Genomic DNA, 23936 nt, shown 5'->3' with positions numbered 1-23936 from the left:
ATTAACCCGTATTTTGAATATGACTTTATCCAAGGTAACGGGATGGTGATTTGATCTGGCGCAAGACAAAATCCGAATGGCCGGTGTAACAAATATGCCAACCCAAGGGCCAAACACCGGGAGCGCCGATGAGACTGACAACCCGCACCAACCTGGCTGCGCGCATTCTGATGGCCTGTGCGACCAACGGGGACCGGCTGCTTCGAACCGCCGAGATCTCCGAACTGTGCAACTGTTCGACCAATCACGCCGCCCATGTGGTGCAGCGCCTGCATGCCGAGGGGTTCCTGACCACCCTACGCGGTCGCACCGGTGGCATTCGCCTGGCGCGCGCGGCCGACCAGATCTCCATCGGCACGATGTTCCGCCTGTTCGAGGCCGACATTCCCTTTGCAGAGTGTTTCGATGCCGAGCACAACAGCTGCCCGCTGACCGAGACCTGTCGCCTGCGCAGCTACCTGGAGCGCGCCCTGGGAGCGTTCTACCATGAACTCGACATGGTGACGCTGGAGGACCTGGTGCGCGGCAATTGCGGTCTTGCCAAGCTTCTGGCGATGCACCCAGCCCCGCCCGCACAATGCGGCGCGGAACTGGGCCAGGGCGGCTGAACACCTTAGCGAGGTTCGAACTGATCCAGCGGCAGTTTCAGGTAGGAATGGCCATTCCCTTCGGGCGCGGGCAGGCGCCCGCCGCGAATGTTGACCTGCAGCGCCGCCAGCATCAGCCGTGGCAGCGGCAATGTGGCATCACGCGCATCCCGCAGGCTGCGATACTCCGCTTCGCCGGGGGCGTCCTTCAGATGGATATTCGTCGCCTTATGTTCGGCCACCGTGGCAACGCATTGCGCGGCGCGCCCTTTGGGGGCGTAATCGTGGCCGACAAAGACCCGGGTGTCATCGGGCAGCGCAAGGATATCCTGAATGCTGTCGAACAGCGCCTTTGAACTGCCGCCGGGAAAATCCGCGCGGGAGGTTCCGCTATCGGGCATCATCAGCGTGTCATGCACAAAGGCCGCGTCGCCTGCCACATAGGTGACCGAGGCCAGCGTGTGCCCCGGTGAGAACATCACCCGGACCGGCACCTCGCCGACATTAAAGGCTTCTCCATCGGTAAACAGGTGGTCCCACTGGCTGCCATCGGTCGGGAAATCGTCAGGCAGGTTATAGATTTCCTTCCACAGCTTCTGCACCCCCACGACCTTTTCCCCGATCGCGGTGGGCGCGCCGGTCCGGGCCTTCAGCCACTGCGCGGCGGAAAAGTGGTCGGCATGGGGATGCGTGTCGAGGATCCAAACCAGATCGATACCCGCCGCCTGCACGTAATCCAGCAGACGCTGAGCATTGGCAGAGCTGGTGGCACCAGACAGCGGATCGAAGTCCAGCACCGGGTCGATAATGGCGCCCTTCATGGTCGCCGGATCGTGGAACACATACTGCCAGCTTCCGGTGGGCTGATCCCAGAAGGTTTTCACAACAGGGTTTTGCATGGGAGTGTCTCCTAAGTCTTGGGATTTTCGGCGCGGAAGGGTCAGCCCGGCGGCATGTTCTGGCCGCCGGGCTGGATTTCACGTTCGAAGCCGATCAAAGGCTACGGGTCGAGAAGTACCAATCGACCGTGTCATAGCCCTCTTCGATACGAGCCATGGCAGCATCGGGCGTCGCGGGCGTCGGCACGATCACCGGATCGCCGGGGGTCCAGTTCTCGGGCATGGCGCATTTATTCTCATCCGCGGTTTGCAGCGCCACCAACAGGCGGTGGATTTCGTCCACGGACCGGCCCGCGGTCATCGGGTAATAGACCATCGCACGCAGCACGCCCTCGGGGTCGATCAGGAAGGTGGCGCGAACCGCAGCGGTGTCCGAGGCCCCCGGCTGGATCATGCCATACGCCTGCGCCACTGCCATGTTGAGGTCGGCAATGATCGGAAACCCGATCTCAACGCCGAACTTTTCCTTGATGTTCAGCATCCAGGCGATGTGGCTGTAGTGGCTGTCGATCGAAAGGCCCAGCAGTTCGGTGTTCAACGCAGCGAACTCATCCTGCTTCTTGGCAAAGGCAATGAATTCGGTGGTGCAGACCGGCGTAAAATCCGCCGGGTGCGAGAACAGGATCAGCCATTTCCCACGATAATCCTCCAGCGTTTTCTGACCATGGGTGGTCAGCGCATCAAACGCCGGGGCAGCTTCATTGAGGCGAGGGCCTGTGGGTGCAATCTGGTCGGTCATCTGTCATCTCCTGAGCAGGTCGTTTCGATGACCTGAAGATGGGGCCTTGCCATATATTTGTGAAATTGAATATTTATTCATCAGTTATAGAGGGGATCTATAAATGTTCACCCTGCGCCAGCTTCGCTTTCTGATCGCACTCGCGGACGAGCTGAACTTTTCCCGCGCGGCCGAGATCTGTTTCGTGACCCAACCCACGCTAAGCGCGGGGATACAGGAGCTTGAGGCGCAATTGGGTGTGACCCTGTTCGAACGCACCCGGCGCAGCGTGATGCTCACCGAGGTCGGATCACAGATCGTCGCCCGCGCCCGCAGGCTGCTGGTAGATGCCGAGGACATCCGTGTGCTGGCGCAGGCGCACAGCAACCCGTTTGAAGGCGACCTGCGTCTTGGCGTCATTCCCACCATCGGCCCCTACCTGATCCCGCAGACCCTGCCGGACATCCGCAAGACCTTTCCAAAACTGCGGCTGTTCCTGCGCGAAGAACTGACCGAAAGCCTGATCGACGGGCTGCACAGCGGGCGGCTGGACCTGCTCCTGATCGCCCTGCCCTTTGAAACCGGGTCACTGAGCATCGAGCCGCTGTTCGAGGATGGCTATCAGCTGGCGACACCACCGGGCAGCCCCGCAACGCCGGGCAAAGGGTCTGAGACCCTACTGACCTCCGGCCACCTGATGCTGCTGGAAAAGGGCCACTGTCTGCAACGCCACGCGCTGGAGGCCTATCCCGGGAAAATCTCGAACCAGCAAGATGATTTTGCCGCAACCAGCCTGCCGACGCTGATCGCGATGGTGTCCGAGGGGCTGGGCATCACGCTGCTGCCCAACCTCGCCGTAGAGGCGGGTGTGGCGGCCAAAGGTCAGGTACACCTCACAGACCTGCCCGACGCCTGCCCCCGGCAGATTGTCCTGGCCTGGCGGTCCGGATCCGCCCGCGCCGAGGTGTTCCAGCGTCTGGGCGAGGTGCTGAGAGGGGATCGCCCCCGCCCGGAATAGGTTCCCCCGCTGATCACGCGCCAGTAGGCAAGGAGGTCAGAAAGGTCGAAACCGCCTCAATCGCGGCCGCCATGTCGGCGTCTGATGCAAATTCCTCCGGCTTGTGGCTGACGCCATCCTTGCAGCGGAGAAACAGCATCGAGATCGGACAAAGATCTGCCATGGCCGAAGCATCATGCGTCGCCCCCGACGGCAGCCGCGGCGCGGTCGGGCAGCCCTGTCGCACTGATGTTTCAAGCGCCGTCACCAAACCCGCGTCACATGGTACTGCGGGCTGGTCATAGGTGCGGTGCATCGCAAAGCCCGCATTGCGTTTCTGGGCAATCTTCTGTCCCAGCGCCTGCGCGAATGCGGCAAACTCTTCACGGGCTTCATCCTGCAAAGCCCGGATTTCCAACGTCAGCTCCACCTGGCGGGGGATTGCATTCACAACATTCGGAAGCAACGACAAGGATCCCACCGTGGCGCGCAGGTCCGCAATTTTATTGGCGGCATCAAAAACCTCGGTAATAAACTCCGAGGCCGCGACCAAGGCATCCCGGCGCCCTGCCATGGGTACTGTGCCCGCATGGCCAGTGTCACCGGTAAAGATCACCGTGTTGCGCTCGATCCCGCAGATGCCGGTGACAATGCCCAGCGCCACATCCGCGTCTTCCAGCACCGGCCCCTGTTCGATGTGAAGCTCCAGATACCCCAAGGTTGCCGCCGGATCGCGCTGCAGGGCCGCCACCTCGTCCGGATCGCCACCAAAATCCGCCAGCGCCTGCCGCAGCGATACACCGCTGCGGTCGGTCATCTCCAGAACAGACGGATCAAAGGTACCCGCCAGCGCCCGTGGCCCCATCAGCGCCGTCGGAAACCGCACGCCTTCCTCATCCGCAAAGGCCAGAACCTCGACTGCGAAAGGCAGTTCAACACCCTCCGCTGTCAGCTTTTCAACCGCAAGGCATCCCAGAGCGACACCCATGATGCCATCGTAACGGCCACCGTTGCGTACCGAATCCTGATGCGAGCCAATCAGAAAGGTCGGCGCCCCGGCGGGCCCTTCCTTGCGCCCGATCAGGGTTCCTGCGGCATCCCAGCGCACCGCCATCCCCGCAGCTTCCATCCAGGCGCGGATAATCTTGGCCGCCTCACCATGTTCGGTGGTGAACGGAAACCGCGTAACGCCTTCGGAATCGACGCTGCACTGCGCAATCTCTGCCAAACGATTCTGCGCGATCTGACCCCAGTCCATCCCGGCCTCCATATTTATAATGATAAATTAGGCACTACACATGGCGCCCTATGAAGTCTATATTTTTATAATGATAAAAACAGAGGTTCCGAATGGACGGCAGCAACACGCCCCCCACAAAACCCAAGAAATCCCGCCCCGTCAGGGTCGCGGAAGAGATCAAGCAGTGGGTGGTCGAGCGTGACCTGAAAAAGGGCGACAAGCTGCCCAACGAAAGCGCCATGATCGAGGAATTCGGCGTCTCCAAGGGCACCGTGCGCGAGGCGCTGCGCATCCTTGAGGCGCAGGGCCTGATCGTGACCAAGACCGGCCCCGGTGGCGGCAGCATGGTTGGCGAGGTTTCTGCCGAACGCGCCCGGTCTCTCTTGGCGAATTACTTCTACTTTCAGGACCTGTCGGTGGCGGACATCTATCAGATGCGCCGGGCGCTGGAGCCGGAACTTGCCGCCAGCCTGGCCGGAAAGCTGAGCGAGGCACAGCTGGCAGAACTGCAGGAGCTTGCCGAACGCTATCCCGAGCCGGCCAAATCTTCGGAAGAAGAGAAAGAGCAGCATATCGCCTCGCTTATCTTCCATGCGCGGCTGTCCGATTTCGCCAACAACAGGCTTCTGGGCTTTGTCATCGGTTTCATGGCGCAGATCCTGACCGATCTGACCGTGTATCGCGGCCTTTACGATCCGCCGAATGTGGAGCTTTGGCGCAAGGGGCGCAAACACCAGCTGCAACTGGTCGAGGCGCTGCGCAGCTGCGATGCAGACCGGGCGCGCGAGATCATGGCCTCGCACATGCAGGTGGCCGAGGACCTGATGCGCGGCCAAGAGGCCCATCTAATGCGCCGCTTTATCGGGGAGTGAGGCGGCGCGGCCGGGGCGTGAATCGATCTCTGCCCCCGGATGTTTTGTGGTGGCCAGCCAATGGCCGCACCATTTTGGCAGGCATGCGGGAACCAGACGCAGAGGCACGAAACAGCCTGCAGGGAATCGACCGGATTACCGCAATTCGAATCGCAGTTTGCATAGCGGATAGTCACGAAACCCGCGCAAATTGGGCCAGTTCACATGGCAAAACCATAAGACCGACATGGCGGGCTATTTACGGGATATATCGTCGGGAAAGTTTACTGGTGCTGCTGGAGAGAATTGAACTCTCGACCTCTCCCTTACCAAGGGAGTGCTCTACCTCTGAGCTACAGCAGCGCCGGTGAGGGGGCTTTTAGGGATAAACGCAGAGCGGCGCAAGACCATTCTGGACGGTTTTTTCACACTAAGTTACACAAGGTTTATGGCAGATAAAAAATCACCAAAAACCAGTGCTCAGTCCACCACCCGCGAGGATCGCCTCAAGGCCGCCCTGAAGGCCAACATGGCCCGCCGCAAGGCGCAGGCTAAGGCGCGTGCCGGGAAACAGGACGAGCAAACAGGCGGTTCGGAAAGGTAGAGCGCATGGATTCGATTCTGGTAACGGGCAATGGCCCCCTTCAGGGGCAGATCCCCATCGCGGGGGCAAAGAATGCCTGCCTTACCCTGATGCCGGCAACGCTGCTCAGCGAAGAACCGCTGACCCTGACCAATGCACCGCGCCTGAGCGACATCAAGACGATGACCCAGCTGCTGCAATCCCTTGGCGCCGAGGTTTCCGCGCTTCAGGACGGTCAGGTGCAGGCCATGTCGAGCCACAACCTCGACAATCACGTGGCCGATTATGACATCGTGCGCAAAATGCGGGCGTCGAATCTGGTACTGGGGCCGATGCTGGCCCGACTGGGTCAAGCGGTGGTGTCGCTGCCGGGGGGCTGCGCCATCGGTGCACGCCCAATGGATCTGCATATTCACGGGCTGGAGGCGCTTGGCGCCGAGATCGACCTGCGCGACGGCTATCTTCATGCCAAGGCGCCTGGTGGACTGAAAGGCGCGGTGATCGATCTTGCCTTTGCCTCGGTCGGGGCCACTGAAAATATCCTGATGGCGGCGACCCTGGCCAAGGGCACCACCGTCATCAACAACGCCGCGCGGGAGCCGGAAATTTCGGATCTCGCCGATTGCCTGCGCAAGATGGGCGCCCAGATCGAAGGCGACGGCACCTCGCGAATCGAAGTTCAGGGCGTTGACCGCCTGCACGGCGCCACCCACCAGGTGGTAACCGACCGGATCGAGCTTGGCACATATATGCTGGCACCGGTTATCTGTGGCGGCGAAGTCGAACTGCTGGGCGGCCGCATGGATCTGGTCGGTGCTTTTGCCGAAAAGCTGGACGAGGCAGGCGTCGCCATCGAGGAAACAGACGCGGGCCTGAAAGTGCGCCGCCGCGGCGACAGGGTGAAGGCGGTCAATGTGACCACAGAACCCTTCCCCGGTTTCCCGACCGATCTGCAGGCGCAGATGATGGCGCTGATGTGCACCGCCGATGGGGTCAGCGTTCTGGAAGAAAAGATTTTCGAAAATCGCTTCATGCACGCGCCGGAGTTGACCCGCATGGGCGCCCGCATCGACGTGCAGGGCGGCACCGCCACCGTAACCGGGGTTGAGCGCCTGAAAGGTGCCCCGGTGATGGCCACCGATCTGCGCGCTTCGGTCTCGTTGATTCTGGCGGGACTTGCGGCCGAGGGTGAAACACTGGTCAACCGGGTCTACCATCTGGACCGCGGCTATGAACACGTGGTGAGCAAGCTGTCCGGCGTTGGCGCAAAAATTGAACGGATCAAGGGGACCTGATGGCAGACGCAACCTTTGAAGAGGGCCGCGAGGCGCCGCTGAACCTTGGCGCGCAGGAAGAAGAGGACCTGAAAGTCATTTCTGCGCTGGTGCAGGATTCGGTGTTCCCGGTCACTGAAATGCGCTGGCAGGCCTCCCGGCACCGCTTTGCGCTGCTGATCAACCGGTTCCGCTGGGAGGATCGCGCCGCAGCCGAAAAGCGCGCCCGCGCTTACGAGCGGGTGCAATCGCTGCTGGTGGTCGACAATGTGCTGGGCGTCGCCTCGCAAGGGGTCGATCGCAGCGACAAGGATCTTGTGCTGTCGCTGTTGTCGCTGTCCTTTGAACCCGGCGACGACGGGGCGGGCCACCTGGTGCTGACCCTGGCCGGCGATGGCGCCATCCGTCTTTCTGTCGAGGCCATCGATGTTTCGCTGCGCGATGTGACCCGGCCCTATACTGCGCCTTCCGGCAAGGCGCCTGATCACGGCGACGACTGACGCCGCTGCCCGGCGGGCTGCGGCAGGGCAAACTGCTGCACCCGGCGGCAAAGGCTTGTCCCGGCGCGGTTCGCTCTATATGTCCCGGTCGCACCAGCCGGAGTGACCAGATGCCTGTATTCCTTGATACCTCTGATGCCGATTTCGAGGCTTCCTTTGCCGCGCTTCTGAGCGCCAAGCGCGAGGACAGCCCGGACGTGGACGCCACTGTCGCGGAGATCATTGCCGATGTACGCAGCCGCGGCGATGCGGCCCTGATCGACCTGACAGCGAAGTTCGACCGGCTGGAGCTGAGCGCCGACAAGCTGGCGATTTCCGAGGCCGAAGTGACCGCCGCGATCGCAGGCGTCCCTGCTGCGGAACGGGCGGCGCTGGAACTCGCAGCGGATCGCATCCGCGCCTATCACGAACGGCAGATGCCCGAAGATGCCCAATGGACCGATCCGGCGGGAGCCATCCTTGGCTGGCGCTGGTCTGCGGTTTCTGCTGCAGGCCTCTATGTGCCGGGCGGGCTGGCCTCTTACCCCTCTTCGGTGCTGATGAATGCCATTCCGGCCAAGGTCGCCGGGGTCGAGCGTCTTGCCATCACCGTGCCCACGCCCGACGGGGTGCTGAACCCGCTGGTGCTGCTGGCGGCGCGGCTGGCCGGGGTGGATGAGATCTATCGCATCGGCGGCGCTCAGGCGATTGCGGCGCTTGCCTATGGCACAGAAAGCATCGCGCCGGTGGATAAAATCACTGGCCCCGGCAACGCCTTTGTCGCCGCCGCGAAGCGCCGCGTCTTCGGCAAGGTGGGCATCGACATGATCGCCGGGCCGTCGGAAATCCTGGTGATCGCCGACAAGGACAACAACCCCGACTGGATCGCGCTGGACCTGATGAGCCAGGCGGAACACGATGAAAGCGCCCAGTCGATCCTGATCACCGACGATGCCTCCTTTGGCCGCGCGGTGGCCGAAGCCGTGGACAAGCGCCTTGAAACACTGGAGCGCCGCGCCATCGCCGGAGCCAGCTGGCGCGATTTCGGCGCGGTAATCACCGTGCGCGATCTCGATGAGGCCGCAAACCTGTCGAACCGTATCGCGCCCGAGCACCTGGAACTCTGCACCGGCGATCCCGAAGAACTGAGCCAGAAGACCATCCACGCCGGGGCGATCTTCCTGGGTCAATACACGCCCGAGGCCATCGGCGATTACGTCGGCGGCCCCAACCACGTGCTGCCCACGGCGCGCTCGGCGCGGTTCTCTTCGGGCCTGTCGGTGATGGATTTTCTCAAACGCACCACCCTGGCCCGGATGACGCCCGAAGCGCTGCGTGCCATCGGCCCGGCGGCAGAAACCTTGGCGCAAAGCGAAAGCCTGGAGGCGCACGGCCTGTCCGTCACCCAGCGTCTGAACGCGCTGAACGACTGATCACGGCCGGACGCGGCGCAAGGCAGCCCTCAAAAGATTGCCGCGCCGCGCGCCATCGGCTAGTGAGGATGCGATTCCCGGTTAAGAGATCGCACGCCATGAGCCGCATCAGTCATATCGAGCTGGACGACAGCAACCTGCCGCCCCCGACCCCCGAGATCGAGCAGGAGCGCAAGGTGGCGCTGTTTGACCTGATCGAGGAGAACTCCTTTACCCTGCCTGCCCGTGACGGGCGCGCTGTCCCCCCCGGCCCCTATCATCTGGGGCTGGCGATCCGGGATAAACGGCTGGTCTTTGATATCACCACCGAAGACGGGCAGAAGGCGGCGGAATTTCATCTGTCGCTGTCGCCCTTCCGTCAGGTGGTGAAGGATTACTACCAGATCTGCGAAAGCTATTTCACCGCCGTAAAGACCCTGCCCCCCAGCCAGATCGAAACCATCGACATGGCCCGGCGCGGCATTCACAACGAAGGCAGCCGCGTGCTTCAGGAACGCCTGGAGGGCAAGGCCGAGGTGGATACCGACACCGCCCGCCGCCTGTTCACCCTGATCTGCGTCCTGCATTTCGGAGGCTGACGGGTGGAGCAGTTACCGCAGTCCATCCTGTTCTGCTGTGACCACAATGCGGTCCGATCCCCCATGGCCGAGGGGATCATGAAGAAGTTCTATGGCGCCGGGACCTACGTGCAGTCGGTCGGCGTCAAGAACGACATGGAAATCGACGGCTTCTGCATCGCTGTCTGCCAGGAAATCGGGGTGGAACTGTCGCGCCACCGGTCGCGCTCTTTCGACGAGATGGAGCAATGGGGCGATGATCTGTCGTCCTTTGATCTAGTGGTGGCCCTGTCGCCTGCCAGCCAACGCCGCGCGCTGGAGCTGACCCGCTATTTTCACCTCGAAGTCGAATACTGGCCGATCATGGATCCGACCGGCCTTGGCGAAACCCGCGAGGCCAAGCTCGACAGCTACCGGCAGACCCGCGACCAGATCATTCAACACCTGAAAGCCCGCTGGGGCGAACCGACGGAGCTGTTATGAGCGACACCATCACGCGCTATTTCGCGGCCTTCAACGCAGGCGACACCCAAGGCATGATCGATTGCCTGTCTGACGACGTGGCCCATCACGTCAACGAGGGCAACATCCGCGTTGGCAAGGAAAAATTCGCCGAGTTCTGCGACCACATGAGCCGCTGCTACCGTGAGGAGCTGACTGACATGGTGGTGTTTTCCACCCCGGACGGTAGCCGCGCCGCCGCCGAATACATCGTCAACGGCACCTATCTGGAAACCGACGCGGGTCTGCCCGAGGCGCGCGGCCAGAGCTACCGTCTGCCTGCAGGCTCCTTCTTTGATCTGAAGGACGGCAAGATCTCCCGCGTCACCACCTATTACAACCTCTCTGACTGGATGGCGCAGGTCTCGGCCTGATGGCGGTTAAGGTCAAAGCCCTTTCGGGCGAGGCATTGGAGGCCGCCCTGCCGGATCTGGCACGGCTGCGCATCGAAGTGTTCCGCGCCTTTCCCTATCTCTATGATGGGGACGAAGCCTATGAGCAGCATTATCTGCGTAGCTACCGCGACACGCCCGATGCGGTGCTGGTGGCAGCCATATCCGAAGGACGTGTGATCGGCGCAGCGACGGGCATGCCGCTGAGCAGCCATGGCGATGCGACGCAGATCTCAAAGGGCGAATTGCCTGTCGAGGATGTGTTCTACTGCGCCGAATCCGTGCTGCTGCCAGAGTTCAGAGGACAGGGTATCGGCCATGCCTTCTTTGACCACCGCGAAGCGCACGCGCGCACCCTTGGTTTCAGGCTTTCGGCCTTTTGCAGCGTGATCCGCCCAGAGGATCACCCACTGCGCCCCGCAGACTACCGCAGCAATGATGTGTTCTGGCGCAAACGCGGCTACCGCCCGATGCCGGGTGTGCTTGCAGAGTTCACCTGGACAGACATTGGCGACCGCGCCGAAAGCAAAAAGGCGCTGCAATTCTGGAGCCGGGAGCTGTAGGCTCACTTTGAAACGACCGGCGGGGTACCCGCCAGACAAAAGGGATCTCGCCCATGAAAATCGCTACCGCCGCCTACCCGCTCGATTGGCTCGACAGCTGGGCTCAATACGAGGACAAGCTGGCAAAATGGGTCGGCGATGCCGCCAAACAGGGTGCCTACCTTCTGGTCTTTCCCGAATATGGCGCGATGGAGCTGGCGACGCTGGATGGCGCTGACGCCGCCCTTGATCTGGAGCGGTCGCTGCATGCCGTATCGGATCGGATGGAGGATGCCGCCGCGCTGCACCTGAAACTGGCCGCCGAACACGGTGTTCATATCCTCGGCGCCTCGGCCCCGGTGAATGCCGGTTTCGAGCGCCCGGTGAACCGCGCCGAATTCTACGCGCCGACCGGAGAGCGGGACCATCAGGACAAGCAGATCATGACCATGTTCGAGCGCGATCCCTGGAATGTCACCGGGGGCGGACCGCTCAAGATTTTTGACACCGCGCTTGGCAAGATCGGCGTGCTGATCTGCTATGACAGCGAATTCCCCCTGCTGGGCCGGGCGCTGGAAGAGGCAGATATCATCCTTGTTCCCTCCTGTACCGAGGCGCTGGCGGGCTATTGGCGGGTGCGTATCGGCGCCATGTCGCGGGCGCTGGAAAACCAGTGCATCACCGCCATGGCCTCAATCGTGGGGCAGGCAGACTGGTCCGAATCGGTTGACGTGGGATGCGGCATGGGTGGCATCTTTGGTCCGCCGGATACCGGCTTCCCTCCGACCGGCGTCTTTGCCGAAGGCACCCTGGACCAGCCCGGCTGGACCCTAGCCGAAGTGGACATCGCACAGGTCGCCGAGGTCCGTCGCAATGGGGTCGTCCGCAACCGCAGCCACTGGGACGAACAGAACAGCAGGACAAAAACCTGCACAATTCGCCTCATGCCGTGATTGCGCCCTTGAAAAATTGGGAAAATAGGCTCATTTAAGCGCTCATCCCCGCAGATTGACGGGGTAACGCAATGATGGAGAGAACATGGCCAAGGAAGATACGCTCGAATTTCCCGGTGTCGTGAAGGAACTCCTGCCCAATGCGACGTTTCGGGTCGAGCTGGAAAACGGCCATGAGATCATCGCACATACGGCAGGCAAGATGCGCAAGAACCGCATCCGTGTTCTGGCTGGCGACCGGGTTCAGGTGGAAATGACCCCCTACGACCTGACCAAGGGCCGGATCAACTACCGCTTCAAATAAGCGACCGATCCGACTTGATGACCAAAGCCCGGCCCAGATGCCGGGCTTTTGTTTTTGGGGGTTTACTCCTAAAACAAGGGCCCACGGCAGCATTGGCACGGTATAGATAAAAGGGCCCCTCATGGCATTCATTCTGGGATCTGGCAGCCCGCGGCGGCTGGAACTGCTGGCACAGCTTGGCGTTACCCCGGACGCGGTCCGCCCGCCGGATATCGACGAGACCCCTCACAAGGGTGAGCTGCCGCGCGATTACTGCGCCCGCGTGACACGTGAAAAGGTGCAGGCCGTGCCAGCAAGGGCCGATGATGTTGTGCTCTGTGCCGATACCACCGTCGCGATGGGGCGGCGAATCATGGGCAAACCTGCCGATGCCGGAGAGGCCGCCGAATTCCTGCTGGCCCTGTCTGGCCGCCGCCACCGTGTCATCACGTCGGTCGCGGTGCGCCGCGGCGAGAGGGTCTGGCAAAAGGACGTAGTCAGCCAGGTCAAGATGAAGCGCCTCAGCGATGAGGAACTGAACGCCTATCTCGCCAGTGATGACTGGCAGGGCAAGGCCGGTGGCTATGCCATTCAGGGACCAGCGGGGGCGCTCATCCCCTGGATCAACGGCTCCTTTACCGGGATCGTCGGCCTGCCGCTCTGCGAAACCGCCCATCTTCTGCAGGCCGCGGGCTGGCCACTATACAAGGAGGCCGCCGCATGAAGGGCCGCACGATCGTTCTGGACCACGTCGAAGGCCACGAGGCCGCCGCGCTGATGGTCGATGGCAAGCTTGAGGATTTCCTGATCGATGGCGATGCCCCCGTGCCCGGCACCGTCTACCGCGCTCGCGCCGACCGGCCGGTCAAGGGCCAAGGCAGTATGTTCCTCAGCACGCCTGATGGCGCCGCCTTCCTGCGGCAGGTCAAAGGCATGGCCCCGGGCCAGCAGCTTCTGGTGCAGGTCACCGGCTATGCCGAGCCGGGCAAGGCGATCCCGGTCACCCAGAAACTGCTGTTCAAAAGCCGCTACGCCATCGTCACCCCCGAGGCGCCGGGGCTGAACATCTCCCGCTCGATCCGGGACGAGGATGAGCGTGACCGCCTGCTGGAGGTTGCCCATCTGGCCATGGAGGGTACAGATTACGGCCTGATCCTGCGCTCTGCCTGCGCGGGCGCGGATGCCGATGAGGTGGCCGAGGATATCGCCGCCATGGCAGCCCTGGCCGATCAGGTCCTGAACGATCATGGAACCGAGGTGGAAACCCTCGCCGAAGGCGACGGCCCCCATATCCGCGCCTGGCGCGACTGGGTCGAACCGGCCGAGGTCGAACGCACTCCGGGCGGCTTTGAGACCCACGGTGTGCTGGACGCGCTTGACCAGGCCCAGGGTATCCGCGAACCGCTGCCGGGCGGCGGGTTCCTTTATATCGAACCCACGCGCGCACTCGTGGCCGTCGACGTCAACACCGGCACCGATACCTCCCTCGCGGCCGGCCTCAAGGCCAACATGGCCTGCGCCAAAGACTTGCCCCGGGCGCTGCGTGTTCGGGGACTTGGCGGACAAATCGTGCTGGATCTGGCGCCGATGCCAAAAAAGGACCGGCGCGTCTTTGAAACCACTCTGCGGGCCGCGCTGCGCGCCGACAGCGAAGAAACGGTTCTGGTCGGCTGGACCAACCTGGGCCACTTCGAACTGCAACGCAAACGCGGCCGCCCGACCCTGGGGGAGATTCTGCGATGAGCTGCCCGATCTGTGGCGAGGAAACCGCCCGCTCCTACCGCCCCTTCTGCTCTCGGCGCTGCGCGGATCTTGATCTGGCGAAATGGCTGAACGGCGCTTATGCGGCCCCCAGCCGGGACCCGGAAGACATTGAAAAGGCGCTGGAAGAGACCGAAAGATCGCGGTCCTCTGGAGAAAAGCACTCACAGTTCCGGCATTGAAAAATTTCTTTCAAAAAGCCTCTGGACACCGCCCGCCCCACAGCATAGAAGGCCCACACCCAAGGCGAGACGCCTTCCCGTGCCCGGGTAGCTCAGGGGTAGAGCAGTGGATTGAAAATCCTCGTGTCGGTGGTTCGATTCCGCCCCCGGGCACCATTTCCTTCGTTCAAGGCATTGTTTTGCATCAGTTTTTGGGCTGATCAAGACGAGGCGTAGAACAAATTGGAGAACATTTCACGCAGCCATGTCTTCGTGAAGGAAGGCATCTATTACTTCACCCGCCGTATCCCGGTGGACCTCCGACAGCATTACTCGTCGGGCAAGATCTCCTACTCTCTGAGGACCAGATCCCGTTCCATCGCTCTATCGCGGGCAAACAGGGCTGCATGCAAACTGGACGAATACTGGTATCACCTTCGCACTCAGGATGCGGAACTCCCTGGCAAACATCTGCTCCGGCATGGTCTGACCCGGCAGGCTCCTCTCTCGCCGGAAGACACCTCTGTCACATCCGATGGTCTGACCCTGTCGGAGGCTGTGTTGACGTACCTACGTCTCAAAGGTCAGGGACGCCCTGAGACCTTCCACCGTGCCGCACATCGATCCTGCGGCTACGTGATCGACGTCTGCGGAGACAAACCACTGACAGACTACACCAAAGCAGACGCAAACAAGTTCCGTGATGCCCTAATCAAGCGGGGATTGGCTGGCAGCAGCATTACCCGGATCTTCGGCACCGTCCGGGCGGTCTTCAATTTCGCCGTGGCTGAGGAAGGGCTGTCCACCACCTCGCCCTTCGCCAACGTCTACTATGATCGCAACGCCGGGGTGTCAGGTCGTAGCTCCATCCCCGTGCAGGACATCCGAACCGTTCAGGAGAAGTGTAAAGAGATCGACGACGAAATGCGATGGTTGGTGGCCATGGTCGCCGATACCGGCATGCGCTTGGCCGAAGCTGCTGGTCTCTTGAGAGAGGACATCTACCGGGATGAAAGCGGCAGTTGGGTGGCTCGAATAGTCCCTCACCCGTGGAGAAGCCTCAAGACAGAAAGCAGTGAGCGAATCGTCCCCCTGCTCGGTTCCGCAGAATGGGCAGCCGAGAAAATTCACGCGCAAGAAAGTTGCAGTAGGTTTGCCTTTCCCAGGTACAACACCAAAGGGAAGACCAACGCCAATTCTGCAAGTGCTGGCCTGAACAAGTGGCTCAAGGCCTACGTGCCGAAGGGGGCCACGATGCACGGTTTCCGCCACTCGATGCGTGATCGGTTGAGGGCCGTGGAATGCCCTTCTGACATCGCAGATCAGATCGGAGGGTGGCATACGGATGGCGTGGGACACGGCTACGGGAAGGGGTATCCGATACCCGTGCTAGAAAAGTGGCTCAAGACAGCATGTTGAGCTGCTTCTAGTTCCCTGTGCTAAGGCCGTGCTGTTCCCCCTACTGCTCCCCCAGTTCTTGCCCCAACTATTACAACTAAATCATTGTTTTGACTCACTTTTCTCCTCATTGTATGGTCGCGGCACCTGTTCTCTAGGAGGCACTTTCCGATGTCGTCACGAACCTACCTAACCGCACCGCACATGGTATACTGGGGCCATCTACCATCCTTCGACAATCCATTTCGTGAGGGGTACATCGGTGTGACCATGCAAAAGCTACACGCTCGCGTGGCACTTCATCATTCCAGCCCGACATGCCATGCCCTGGAAAAGGCCCTTGCCGAACATGGTGACGAGATAGAGTGGCGACCCCTGCATACCGATTTGCCATGGTATGTGGCTTACGAGATCGAGCGGATCTACAGGCCGAAACGGCACATCGGTTGGAATGCAGGCTTTGGCGGCAGCCGGTACAAGAAGCGTCGTGAAGGGTGGCTGGTAACCCCTCTTGGCTCCACTCTTCTCACGAGCGACTACCAAACTCCATCAATCATCGCACCAAGGTCCCAAAACAGTTCTACGCCTCGTCTTGATCAGCCCAAAAACTGATGCAAAACAATGCCTTGAACGAAGGAAATGGTGCCCGGGGGCGGGTCTTCAGCCCGTGTGAAATTTGGTTCGAGACCCGTTACAGGCACCGTTGACACGGCAAGCATCAGCAAAATAAGGGATATCAGCCCCGTGGAGTCCCGGTCAACAGGCACGATTTGTTCTACGGTTTGTTCTACGGCTCTGTCAGACTCAGCCTTCTGCCCGGTTGTATCTCCGTGTTGGGATCGAGCTGCACGGCTGTCAGGAGGGGCATACCGTGGAGAGCTGTCTCAGGCTCCCCGTATGACTAGTAGAAGGCCAGGAAGGACTTCCCCGGAGGTTCACCTACCTGAGACCTCGAGATGGCGCTGTATGAGTCGACCGGTATACGGGAAAGAGGGCTTCTGCTCGTGTGTGGGCATAGGGGGGGCGAGTGCCACCCCACCCCCGTAGGGTTGTCGTATATGGCCCCGACAACAGATTGGGGCTGGAGGTCGTCAACCAGCTCTGCACGATTGGTGGCCTCCTACTCTGCCTCCCCAACCGCTTTAGCCAACGGTGACAAAACCACAGATCGTAGGGGTGGCAGGCTTCATATATCTTCCGCCATGGTTTTGGCCGGGGGGTATGTCCCCGCTATGCGGACAGTTTGCTATAAGGATATATATAGCTTCTTGTCTGCTTAGGGAGCGTCTGAGTTGAAGACCTCCTCGATCTGGGGATCACTAACCCCCGCCCAACCAGATCCTTCTACCTGGGGGTCACCTTCTTCCAGGAACCGTACAGCACGATCCAGCGAGAAATGACCCACGGAAGTCAGCCCGTGGTTCAGGTGCGGCTCTCGTTGGCCATCCGCATCGCCCGATTGAAGAAGTGTCGCGTGGCTTGATCCCTGGCCACCTTGTCGGTCATCACGGCACTCCGCATCTCGTTGTCCTGCTGGAACATCCTTACCATCCCTTGGAAGAAGGCACGTTCGAATGCCCCGTAGACCACATCCGCAGGGTTATTGCGCATCATGTCCGTCATCTCATCGTCCATGATTTCGCGGTTCACACGTTCGAATCGAAGGAAGTCCTCTCTCGAGAAATTGGTCCCGTGTCGCTCGTTGAAGGAGTCGATAATCTCAGACAGGGAACGCTCTTCCTCCTCCGTGTAGCGGTTGGCACCGAACTCGGTGATGGCCGCAAGTTTGGTCGTGTCACCAGCCTGAAGGGACGCCGATCCCTCTTCGCCTTTCTGCACCCGAAATGCCGAGAGCTGGAGCATGTCCTCCGAGATTTGGATATCGGCAGGGACTTCCCGTGACGGCAGCAGACGCGAAAGCCAAGAGACGTACGTGAAGAGCTGTTCCAACCACGGATCCCCGAGAGAGACGATCTGCGCAACGAAGGAGTAGAACCGCATGTAGCTTCTAAGGAGCTGCCGGAACTCCTCCTGCTGGGCTTCGTCGTCGTCCATCTCGAAACGGCCAACAGTCTCCTTCACCAGCCCTTCCAGGCGGATGCGTTCCTGGCTACTGAGATTTCCCGTGAAGAAGACATTTGCAAACCTCTCGACCTCGTCCCGGATGATGTACGGCGAACTCGAGATCCTGCTTTCGAGATCATAGATCTGATTGAGGTCCGTGCGTTCCTCCAGCTCCGTAGCCTCGAAGAACGGGGCGAAGGCGTCGCGGATCTCCTCCATGGTGTTCTGGAAATCAAGGACGAAGGTCCGCTTCTTGTCCGGGAAGGTCCGGTTCAACCGTGCGAGTGTTTGCACAGCCTGAAGCCCTGCTAACTTCCTGTCCACGTACATCGCTACCAGCTTCGGTTGATCGAACCCGGTCTGGTATTTCTCGGCAACTACGAGAACCTGATACTCATCCGTGTCGAACCTCTGTGGTAGCTCCGTTTCGGGGAAGCCGTTGGCGGCAGCCTCGGACCAGTCAGTGTCATCGATACGGAGATCGCCTGAGAACGCCACCAGGGCTTTGAGGTCGGAATATCCCTTCTCCTCAATGTAGGCCTTGATCTGCTGCCAGTACCGGAAGGCATGTTCACGGCTTTGGGTGACCACCATGGCCTTCGCTTGTCCGCCGAGTTCGCTCCGCACATGGCGGCGGAAATGCTCGACAATGATCTCGACCTTCTGGCCAATTGCCGAAGGATGAAGAGAGGCATACCGTGCGACAGTCCGCTGGGCGTTCCTCCCCTTGAACGCGGGGTCCTCTTCGATGGCCTTCTCGAGCTTGTAGTAGGCCGAGTAGGTCATGTAGTTCTGGAGGACGTCGAGGATGAACCCCTCTTCGATAGCCTGACGCATCGAGTAGAGGTGGAACGGGTGCGGGTTGCCATCCTCGCCCATGCGTCCGAACCGCTCCAGCGTCACGTTCCGAGGGGTGGCCGTGAACGCCATGAAGGAGATGTTCTTCTGCGGCCCTCTGGCGGCCTGATGGGCCAGGATCATATCCTCGATGTCTTCGGAGGATGTCTTCTCCCGTGTCAGGGCATCGCTCATGGCTTGCGCCGCCTTCCCAGACTGGGAGGAATGCGCCTCATCGATAATCACGGCGAAGTTCTTGGAGGACTGCCCCGATATGGTAGCCAGATGCTCCGTGCCGAACTTCTGGATCGTCGTGATGATGATCCGCTTGCCCTGTTCGATAGCCTGTTTGAGATCTCGGGAGGTGCCGTCGATCTTCTTCACTACACCTTCGGTCTGGGCAAAGCCGCTGATCGTGTTCTGTAGCTGCCGGTCCAGAACCAAGCGGTCGGTCACGATGATCGCAGTGTCGAACAGGGGGCGGTCGGCCTCGTCATGCAGGTTGATGATCTGATGGGCCGTCCAGGCGATGGTATTGGATTTTCCCGACCCCGCACTGTGCTGGATCAGGTAGTTTTGCCCAGCGCCATTCGCCCGTGCATCTGCCAGGACACGCCGCACCGCGTCGAGCTGCTGGAAGCGCGGGAAGATCAACACCTCCTTGCCGCCGGATCGTTCCAGATGGATGAACCGCCCGATCAGATCCAGCAGAACCTCGCGCGAAAAGACCGCCTTTGCCCCCGGCAGATCCTTGTAGAGGTAGGACACCCGGTTCTCCCCCGGCACATCCGGGTTGCCAGCCCCACCATCCCGTCCCCGGTTGAAGGGCAGGAACCGCGTCTTGCCGTTCATCAGCCGTGTGGTCATCGACACGTTGTCTGGGTCCACGGCGAAATGCACGATGGCACCGCGTTTGAAGGTCAACAGAGGCTCACCACCGGGGGAGCGATCCTTGCGATACTGCGCTTCGGCGTGTTTGAACGTCTGCCCGGTCAACGGGTTCTTGACCTCCATCGTAGTCACGGGGATGCCGTTCACGAAGGTGACGATGTCGATGGCATTGGCGTTCTTCTTGGAGTACCGCACCTGCCGCATGACCGACAGGATATTACCCTCGAACAGCCGTGTCAGATCCGGGTTCAGGTTCGAGGCGGGCTTGAAGTAGCACAGGGAGAAGTTGATGTTCGGGACCAGCTTGATCCCCTGACGCAGAACCTGGTGGGTGGGCTGTTCCTTCAGGGCCTTTTCCAGCCGCTTCAGAACCTCCGCCTCGGCCTGGGTACTGTAGTGATCCTCCAGGGTTTGCCACGCTTCGGGCTGGGTGTTGCGCAGAAAGCGGAACAGCAGCTCACGGTCGAGGGCATAACCCACATCGTAGTCCGTGGCTGGATCCCGTTCGAGATAGCCCAGATCCGAGGTCAGGCAGCCCACGATATGAGCCTCGAAAACCTTCTCCTGGTGAACGTCCTTGGTCGTGTGCTGTCCGGTCGTCATGGCGGGTCCTGCAAAATGCTATTTCAATAGGTGGGTCAAAATCTCTTCGGCATCGGCTTGGGTTTTTACGCCCAGACGGATGAGGTCGTAGCCACGGAAATCTGCATAGCCGCGCAGGTTGCTGTTCGCTCCTTTCCCATCCGGGCTGGCCCACTCGTGGCCAGTCCACGCCTTGTGGGTCGTCTTTACGCCGCTTGGGATATGGGAGGGGGCATCACCGGCCCGCAGCCACAGGTTCTGGAGCGTGTCCTTGTCATACTCGACACCCAGCGGCTTGCCATGTGTCGTGCGGTACACGGAAAGATGGACGCGGCCTGACGAAGCAGTTTTGGCGGCGACCTCGGATATGCGGGGATGCGCGGAGAGCCAGCCCTTCAGGAAACCGGGCAGTTCATCGATTTGGCGGGTCATGCCTCCATCTCCTCCTGAATGGCGTCGAGCCGTCGGTCCACGGTGCCAGATCTGCCATAGGTCTGCACATCGATCTGCCCTGTAACAGCGGCGGTGATCAGGGCGGAGCGGTATTCTTTGAGCAGCGTGATACTAGAGAGAATACGCTCTTTTAGCTCCGTGAGTTGCGTGGTTAGCAGCTCGAGACTGGCGACGCGCCGTTCTTGCTCTCCCGGATCAGGCAGACGCAAGGTAACCCTTTTGATCGTCTCGCCAGTAATAAGCGGTTGGGCATTCTTGTTGGCTTTTTCGTTCAATCTGGCTGACACAAAGATCTCGAAAGCATACCTGGGCAAGATGTCTTTCGAAATCAGGCGAACAATAAGGGCGTTGTCGGTAACCCACGACGAAATATCGTAGAAATGAACGTTCCCGCACAAGGCTCCTACTCGGCCAATTACCAACGTCCCCGGCGGAGAGTTTGACCGGTTCGTGTACGCCATCGTACCGTTTCCGCCAACTACCGGAAAGGGATTGTCTGGGCTTTTGTTTGGACTCATTTTCTCGTTGGGGAGAAAGTCTCCGGATCCAACCCTGGCTAGCCAGCGCATGGACCGTTTCGGAAAAATGTTGTCATCCAACGCGAGTATGCTCTCGCGTAGTGCATCATACCTACAATCCAGCAGCGCCACCAACCGCTGCTTTTTCTCGATCAGCAGGTCAATTCTTGCGGTCTCGCGGTCCAGGAAGTCGGCAATCTGGCGTTGGGTCTCGAGGTCGGGGACCAAAACACTAAGATTGTTTAGAGTCGTTACTGTAAGTTGGTTAATGGTCGATGTGAGATAGGCACCGGTTTGCTCTTCGAAGATGGAAGATTGCAGAACCCAATACAGGAAGTCTGCGCTATCTGATCGGACCACGGTGTTGAAAGCGCCGAACGTCATCCCAGAAAACTCTCTGGTGACTTTGCCGTTCTTCCCGATCAAATGCCTGCTGCCATTACGAGAGCAGATGAGTATATCCCCTTCACGCAGTCGCAATCTTTCGGGTACGCGAGCATCAACATAGATTATTCCGTCTGGATGAAGGCGTCCATTTTGGATGTTATTTGCTCGCAAAACTGGATAACCCATGCCGGGGTCCACCACGTCGTCTGGCGAATATGTAAGCCCGATTAGCGCTTTGCCGAGATGCTTAAGCCGACACCTTTTCCAGCCACTTCCATAGACTGGTTTGACTTGGGCATCGTCGTCCTCAGTAGCGAGCATCACTCCACAACCTCCTGCAACAGGCCCGCGATCTCGGCTTCCAGCGCCTTCAGCTCGGCGTCGATCTCTGCCAGCGGGCGGGGCGGCACGTACTTGTAAAAGTAGCGGTTGAAGTTGATCTCATAGCCCACACGGCCCACGCCGCCATCCTGCGCGTCGGTGTGGCTCTGATCCACCCAGGCATCGGGGACAAAGGGCAGAACCTCGCGCTGCACGTAGTCCCGCCAGTCCTCCGCCAGCGGGACCAGCTCGTGATCGCGCAGATCGCTGTCGGCTTCGGGCTTGCCATCCTTGCCGGTGCAAATCTTGGCATCCTCGTCCCGTTCCGACAGGGCCGACAGGATCGCCTTTTTCACCGGGGCGGGCAGTTTGATCCCGGCAGCCTTCAGCGCCGCTGTCAGATTCTTGTCGAACTCGGTACGGTCCAGCCATCGTTTGCCCGCAGGCAGGCTCTGCCGCAGCACGGTCAGGATCGCGGTCTGTTCGGAGTCGCCCAGCTTGGCGAAGGGTTTTGCCTCTTGCAGGGCCTCTAGGGCTTCCTCGGTCACCTCGAAGGCCAGTTTCAGGGGGCGTTCGACACGGATCTCCCGATAGCCGAAATCGGTGGTCTTGAAGATCTTGGAGTATTCCCCCCAGCCAGCCTCTCCGTTCAACATCTCGGCATAGATCCGGGTGATCTCGTCGCAGGCCTCTGGCGGGATCTCGCGGCGTTTGGAGCCAAGGGATTTGCGCATGGACTTCCAGAACCGGTCGCTGCTGGCGTCGATCAGCTGGACCTTGCCCTGGCGATCCCGTGTCTTGCGATTGGTCAGGAGCCAGACATAGGTCTGAATACCGGTGTTGTAGAACAGATCCGTGGGCAGGGCGATGATCGCCTCGACCCAGTCGTTCTCCAGCATCCATCGGCGGATCTCGCTTTCGCCCGACCCGGCCCCGCCGGTGAAGAGAGGGGAGCCGTTCATGACGATGCCGATACGGGTGCCTTGTTCGTCATCGCGCATCTTGGAGATCATGTGCTGGAGGAACAGCAGTTGCCCGTCCGATACGCGCGGCAGGCCAGCCCCGAACCGCCCCTCCATGCCCAGTTCCTGGGCCTCGGCAAGGATGTCGTCCTTGTACTTCTTCCAGTCCACGCCGTAGGGCGGGTTCGACAGCATGTAGTGGAAGCTCCGCCCCTTGTGGGCGTCCTGGGTCAGGGTGTTGCCGAAGGCGATGTTCTCGGGATTGTGTCCCGTGACCAGCATGTCGGATTTGCAGATGGCAAAGGATTCCGGGTTCAGCTCCTGCCCGAACAGCTCGACCAGGACCCGCTCGTTCAGGGCCTTCATCTCCATTTCGGCAATAGACAGCATGCCACCTGTTCCTGCTGCCGGGTCATAGACCTGACGGATGACACCGCTACCGGTCAGGGCTTCCTGGTCGTTGATCAGAAGCAGAGACACGATCAGGCGGATCACCTCGCGTGGGGTGTAGTGTTCCCCGGCGGTCTCGTTCGAGATCTCCGAGAAGCGGCGGATCAGCTCCTCGAAGAGGTATCCCATCTCGAGGTTCGAGATCGCTTCGGGGTGGAGGTCGATCTGGGTGAACTGCTCGAACACGGTGAAGAGCAGGCCCGCATCGTTCAACCGCTTGAGCTGGTCGGTGAAGAGGAATTTCTCAAGGAAGATGTCACGGACGTTCGGGGAGAACTTGGTGACATAGTCCATCAGGTTGCTGTGGATGTCCTTGGCATCCTGCCCCTTGAGGCTTTCGAAGGTAAAGCGGGAGTGGTTGTAGACCTGAATGTTCTGACCGGCGACCCCGAAGAGCATCATATCCCGTGTCTCTTCGTCGATGTCATCAGGCAGGCTGTCGTAGAGGTCGAGAACAGCGTCCTTGGTCCCTTCAAGGATACAGTCCAGGCGACGCAGAACCACGAAGGGTAGAATGACCTTTCCATACTCCGACTGCTTGAAGTCCCCGCGCAGGGTCTCGGCAATGGACCACACGAAGGCACCCAGCGATTTGATGTCAGTTCCGCTCATTTCTTTCCAATCCTGCGACCTCAGTGTCGCTCATTCAACCATAGGTTTTAGGTAACACAACCCAGGGAAATAACTCATGCAACGAACTGAAAAAATTGAACAAAAACAGACTTTCTGCTTGGTTTCTCAGCCTTGTTGCACATACTGACGCCCCCCGACGCAACCAGAAAGCACTACACCTTATTCAATGGACCAACTTACGATCCTCCGCTCCCATGCAATCGCCGCTAAACATGTTCGTGCCACGAAG

Annotated in this window: 23 protein-coding genes and 2 tRNA genes; 17 read left to right on the top strand and 8 right to left on the bottom strand. The window is 60.3% G+C overall.

All coding sequences use genetic code 11. From position 1 onward, the window contains the following. Positions 1-128: 128 nt before the first annotated feature. Positions 129-608, top strand: coding sequence for an RrF2 family transcriptional regulator (locus tag JL2886_RS13125; RefSeq protein ID WP_065272416.1), 480 nt, complete (start codon positions 129-131; stop codon positions 606-608). Positions 609-613: 5 nt separating this feature from the next. On the opposite strand, the gene JL2886_RS13120 is transcribed toward JL2886_RS13125, so the two are convergent. Continuing rightward, positions 614-1486 (bottom strand): MBL fold metallo-hydrolase, encoded by an 873-nt coding sequence (locus JL2886_RS13120; RefSeq protein ID WP_065272415.1) that lies wholly within the window; start codon positions 1484-1486, stop codon positions 614-616. Positions 1487-1580: 94 nt separating this feature from the next. After that, a complete protein-coding gene (locus tag JL2886_RS13115) occupies positions 1581-2225 on the bottom strand; it encodes a peroxiredoxin (RefSeq protein ID WP_065272414.1) in 645 nt (214 codons plus the stop codon). A gap of 103 nt (positions 2226-2328) precedes the next feature. On the opposite strand from JL2886_RS13115, the gene JL2886_RS13110 reads away from it, so the two are divergent. After that, positions 2329-3222, top strand: coding sequence for a hydrogen peroxide-inducible genes activator (locus JL2886_RS13110; protein ID WP_065272413.1), 894 nt, complete (start codon positions 2329-2331; stop codon positions 3220-3222). A gap of 13 nt (positions 3223-3235) precedes the next feature. Here JL2886_RS13110 and JL2886_RS13105 read toward each other — a convergent pair whose 3' ends face one another. Next, entirely contained in the window at positions 3236-4459 is a 1224-nt protein-coding gene (locus JL2886_RS13105; RefSeq protein ID WP_065273693.1) for a M20 family metallo-hydrolase, read from the bottom strand. 92 nt (positions 4460-4551) lie between these two features. Between JL2886_RS13105 and JL2886_RS13100 the strand changes: the two genes are divergently transcribed. After that, entirely contained in the window at positions 4552-5313 is a 762-nt protein-coding gene (locus JL2886_RS13100) for a FadR/GntR family transcriptional regulator (protein ID WP_065272412.1), read from the top strand. A gap of 267 nt (positions 5314-5580) precedes the next feature. Here the strand turns inward: JL2886_RS13100 and JL2886_RS13095 are convergent. Further along, a tRNA-Thr gene (locus tag JL2886_RS13095) sits at positions 5581-5655 on the bottom strand. Between the two features lie 246 nt (positions 5656-5901). Here JL2886_RS13095 and murA point away from each other — a divergent pair. The 14 genes from murA to JL2886_RS13025 all read left to right on the top strand — a co-directional run bounded on the left by murA (position 5902) and on the right by JL2886_RS13025 (position 15630). Next, complete coding sequence (gene murA, locus JL2886_RS13090) at positions 5902-7170, top strand: UDP-N-acetylglucosamine 1-carboxyvinyltransferase (protein ID WP_065272411.1); 1269 nt, start codon at positions 5902-5904, stop codon at positions 7168-7170. Beyond that, positions 7170-7649 (top strand): DUF2948 family protein, encoded by a 480-nt coding sequence (locus JL2886_RS13085; RefSeq protein WP_065272410.1) that lies wholly within the window; start codon positions 7170-7172, stop codon positions 7647-7649. The genes murA and JL2886_RS13085 overlap by 1 nt, the downstream gene beginning before the upstream one ends. Positions 7650-7759: 110 nt before the next feature. Further along, positions 7760-9061: a histidinol dehydrogenase gene (gene hisD / locus JL2886_RS13080; RefSeq protein ID WP_065272409.1), complete on the top strand. Its 1302-nt coding sequence runs from the start codon at positions 7760-7762 to the stop codon at positions 9059-9061. Between the two features lie 98 nt (positions 9062-9159). Then, positions 9160-9639 (top strand): UPF0262 family protein, encoded by a 480-nt coding sequence (locus JL2886_RS13075; RefSeq protein WP_065272408.1) that lies wholly within the window; start codon positions 9160-9162, stop codon positions 9637-9639. 3 nt (positions 9640-9642) lie between these two features. Then, positions 9643-10101, top strand: a complete 459-nt coding sequence (locus tag JL2886_RS13070; RefSeq protein WP_065272407.1) for a low molecular weight phosphatase family protein — start codon at positions 9643-9645, stop codon at positions 10099-10101. Next, positions 10098-10493, top strand: a complete 396-nt coding sequence (locus tag JL2886_RS13065) for a ketosteroid isomerase-related protein (RefSeq protein ID WP_065272406.1) — start codon at positions 10098-10100, stop codon at positions 10491-10493. Before JL2886_RS13070 ends, JL2886_RS13065 begins: the two co-directional genes overlap by 4 nt. Further along, positions 10493-11074 (top strand): GNAT family N-acetyltransferase, encoded by a 582-nt coding sequence (locus JL2886_RS13060; RefSeq protein ID WP_065272405.1) that lies wholly within the window; start codon positions 10493-10495, stop codon positions 11072-11074. Before JL2886_RS13065 ends, JL2886_RS13060 begins: the two co-directional genes overlap by 1 nt. Positions 11075-11127: 53 nt before the next feature. Further along, the gene (locus tag JL2886_RS13055; protein WP_065272404.1) at positions 11128-12006 is read left to right on the top strand and encodes a carbon-nitrogen hydrolase family protein; all 879 of its coding nucleotides are present in this window, start codon (positions 11128-11130) and stop codon (positions 12004-12006) included. An 85-nt stretch (positions 12007-12091) separates the two neighbouring features. After that, the gene (gene infA, locus JL2886_RS13050) at positions 12092-12310 is read left to right on the top strand and encodes a translation initiation factor IF-1 (protein ID WP_005620785.1); all 219 of its coding nucleotides are present in this window, start codon (positions 12092-12094) and stop codon (positions 12308-12310) included. 121 nt (positions 12311-12431) lie between these two features. After that, positions 12432-13013: a Maf family protein gene (locus JL2886_RS13045; protein ID WP_065272403.1), complete on the top strand. Its 582-nt coding sequence runs from the start codon at positions 12432-12434 to the stop codon at positions 13011-13013. Further along, positions 13010-14032 (top strand): ribonuclease E/G, encoded by a 1023-nt coding sequence (locus tag JL2886_RS13040; protein ID WP_065272402.1) that lies wholly within the window; start codon positions 13010-13012, stop codon positions 14030-14032. Before JL2886_RS13045 ends, JL2886_RS13040 begins: the two co-directional genes overlap by 4 nt. Continuing rightward, a complete protein-coding gene (locus JL2886_RS13035; protein WP_065272401.1) occupies positions 14029-14232 on the top strand; it encodes a DNA gyrase inhibitor YacG in 204 nt (67 codons plus the stop codon). The genes JL2886_RS13040 and JL2886_RS13035 overlap by 4 nt, the downstream gene beginning before the upstream one ends. 81 nt (positions 14233-14313) lie before the next feature. Continuing rightward, positions 14314-14388: transfer RNA gene (locus tag JL2886_RS13030), tRNA-Phe, on the top strand. A gap of 66 nt (positions 14389-14454) precedes the next feature. Next, a complete protein-coding gene (locus JL2886_RS13025) occupies positions 14455-15630 on the top strand; it encodes a DUF6538 domain-containing protein (RefSeq protein ID WP_065272400.1) in 1176 nt (391 codons plus the stop codon). Between the two features lie 1401 nt (positions 15631-17031). On the opposite strand, the gene JL2886_RS13020 is transcribed toward JL2886_RS13025, so the two are convergent. The 4 genes from JL2886_RS13020 to JL2886_RS13000 are packed head-to-tail and all read right to left on the bottom strand — an operon-like array spanning position 17032 to position 23686. After that, on the bottom strand, positions 17032-20004 hold the full coding sequence (locus tag JL2886_RS13020; protein ID WP_065272399.1) for a type I restriction endonuclease subunit R: 2973 nt from the start codon (positions 20002-20004) through the stop codon (positions 17032-17034). 18 nt (positions 20005-20022) lie between these two features. Beyond that, on the bottom strand, positions 20023-20415 hold the full coding sequence (locus JL2886_RS13015; protein WP_065272398.1) for a hypothetical protein: 393 nt from the start codon (positions 20413-20415) through the stop codon (positions 20023-20025). After that, positions 20412-21662, bottom strand: coding sequence for a restriction endonuclease subunit S (locus tag JL2886_RS13010; RefSeq protein ID WP_082996083.1), 1251 nt, complete (start codon positions 21660-21662; stop codon positions 20412-20414). The genes JL2886_RS13015 and JL2886_RS13010 overlap by 4 nt, the downstream gene beginning before the upstream one ends. Then, positions 21662-23686: a type I restriction-modification system subunit M gene (locus tag JL2886_RS13000; RefSeq protein ID WP_082996082.1), complete on the bottom strand. Its 2025-nt coding sequence runs from the start codon at positions 23684-23686 to the stop codon at positions 21662-21664. The genes JL2886_RS13010 and JL2886_RS13000 overlap by 1 nt, the downstream gene beginning before the upstream one ends. Positions 23687-23936: the final 250 nt, after the last annotated feature.

The organism is Phaeobacter gallaeciensis, assembly GCF_001678945.1.
GTDB lineage: Bacteria > Pseudomonadota > Alphaproteobacteria > Rhodobacterales > Rhodobacteraceae > Phycobacter > Phycobacter gallaeciensis_A.
Note: the sequence above shows the minus strand (reverse complement) of the source record. Positions and strands in the feature narration are given on the sequence as shown.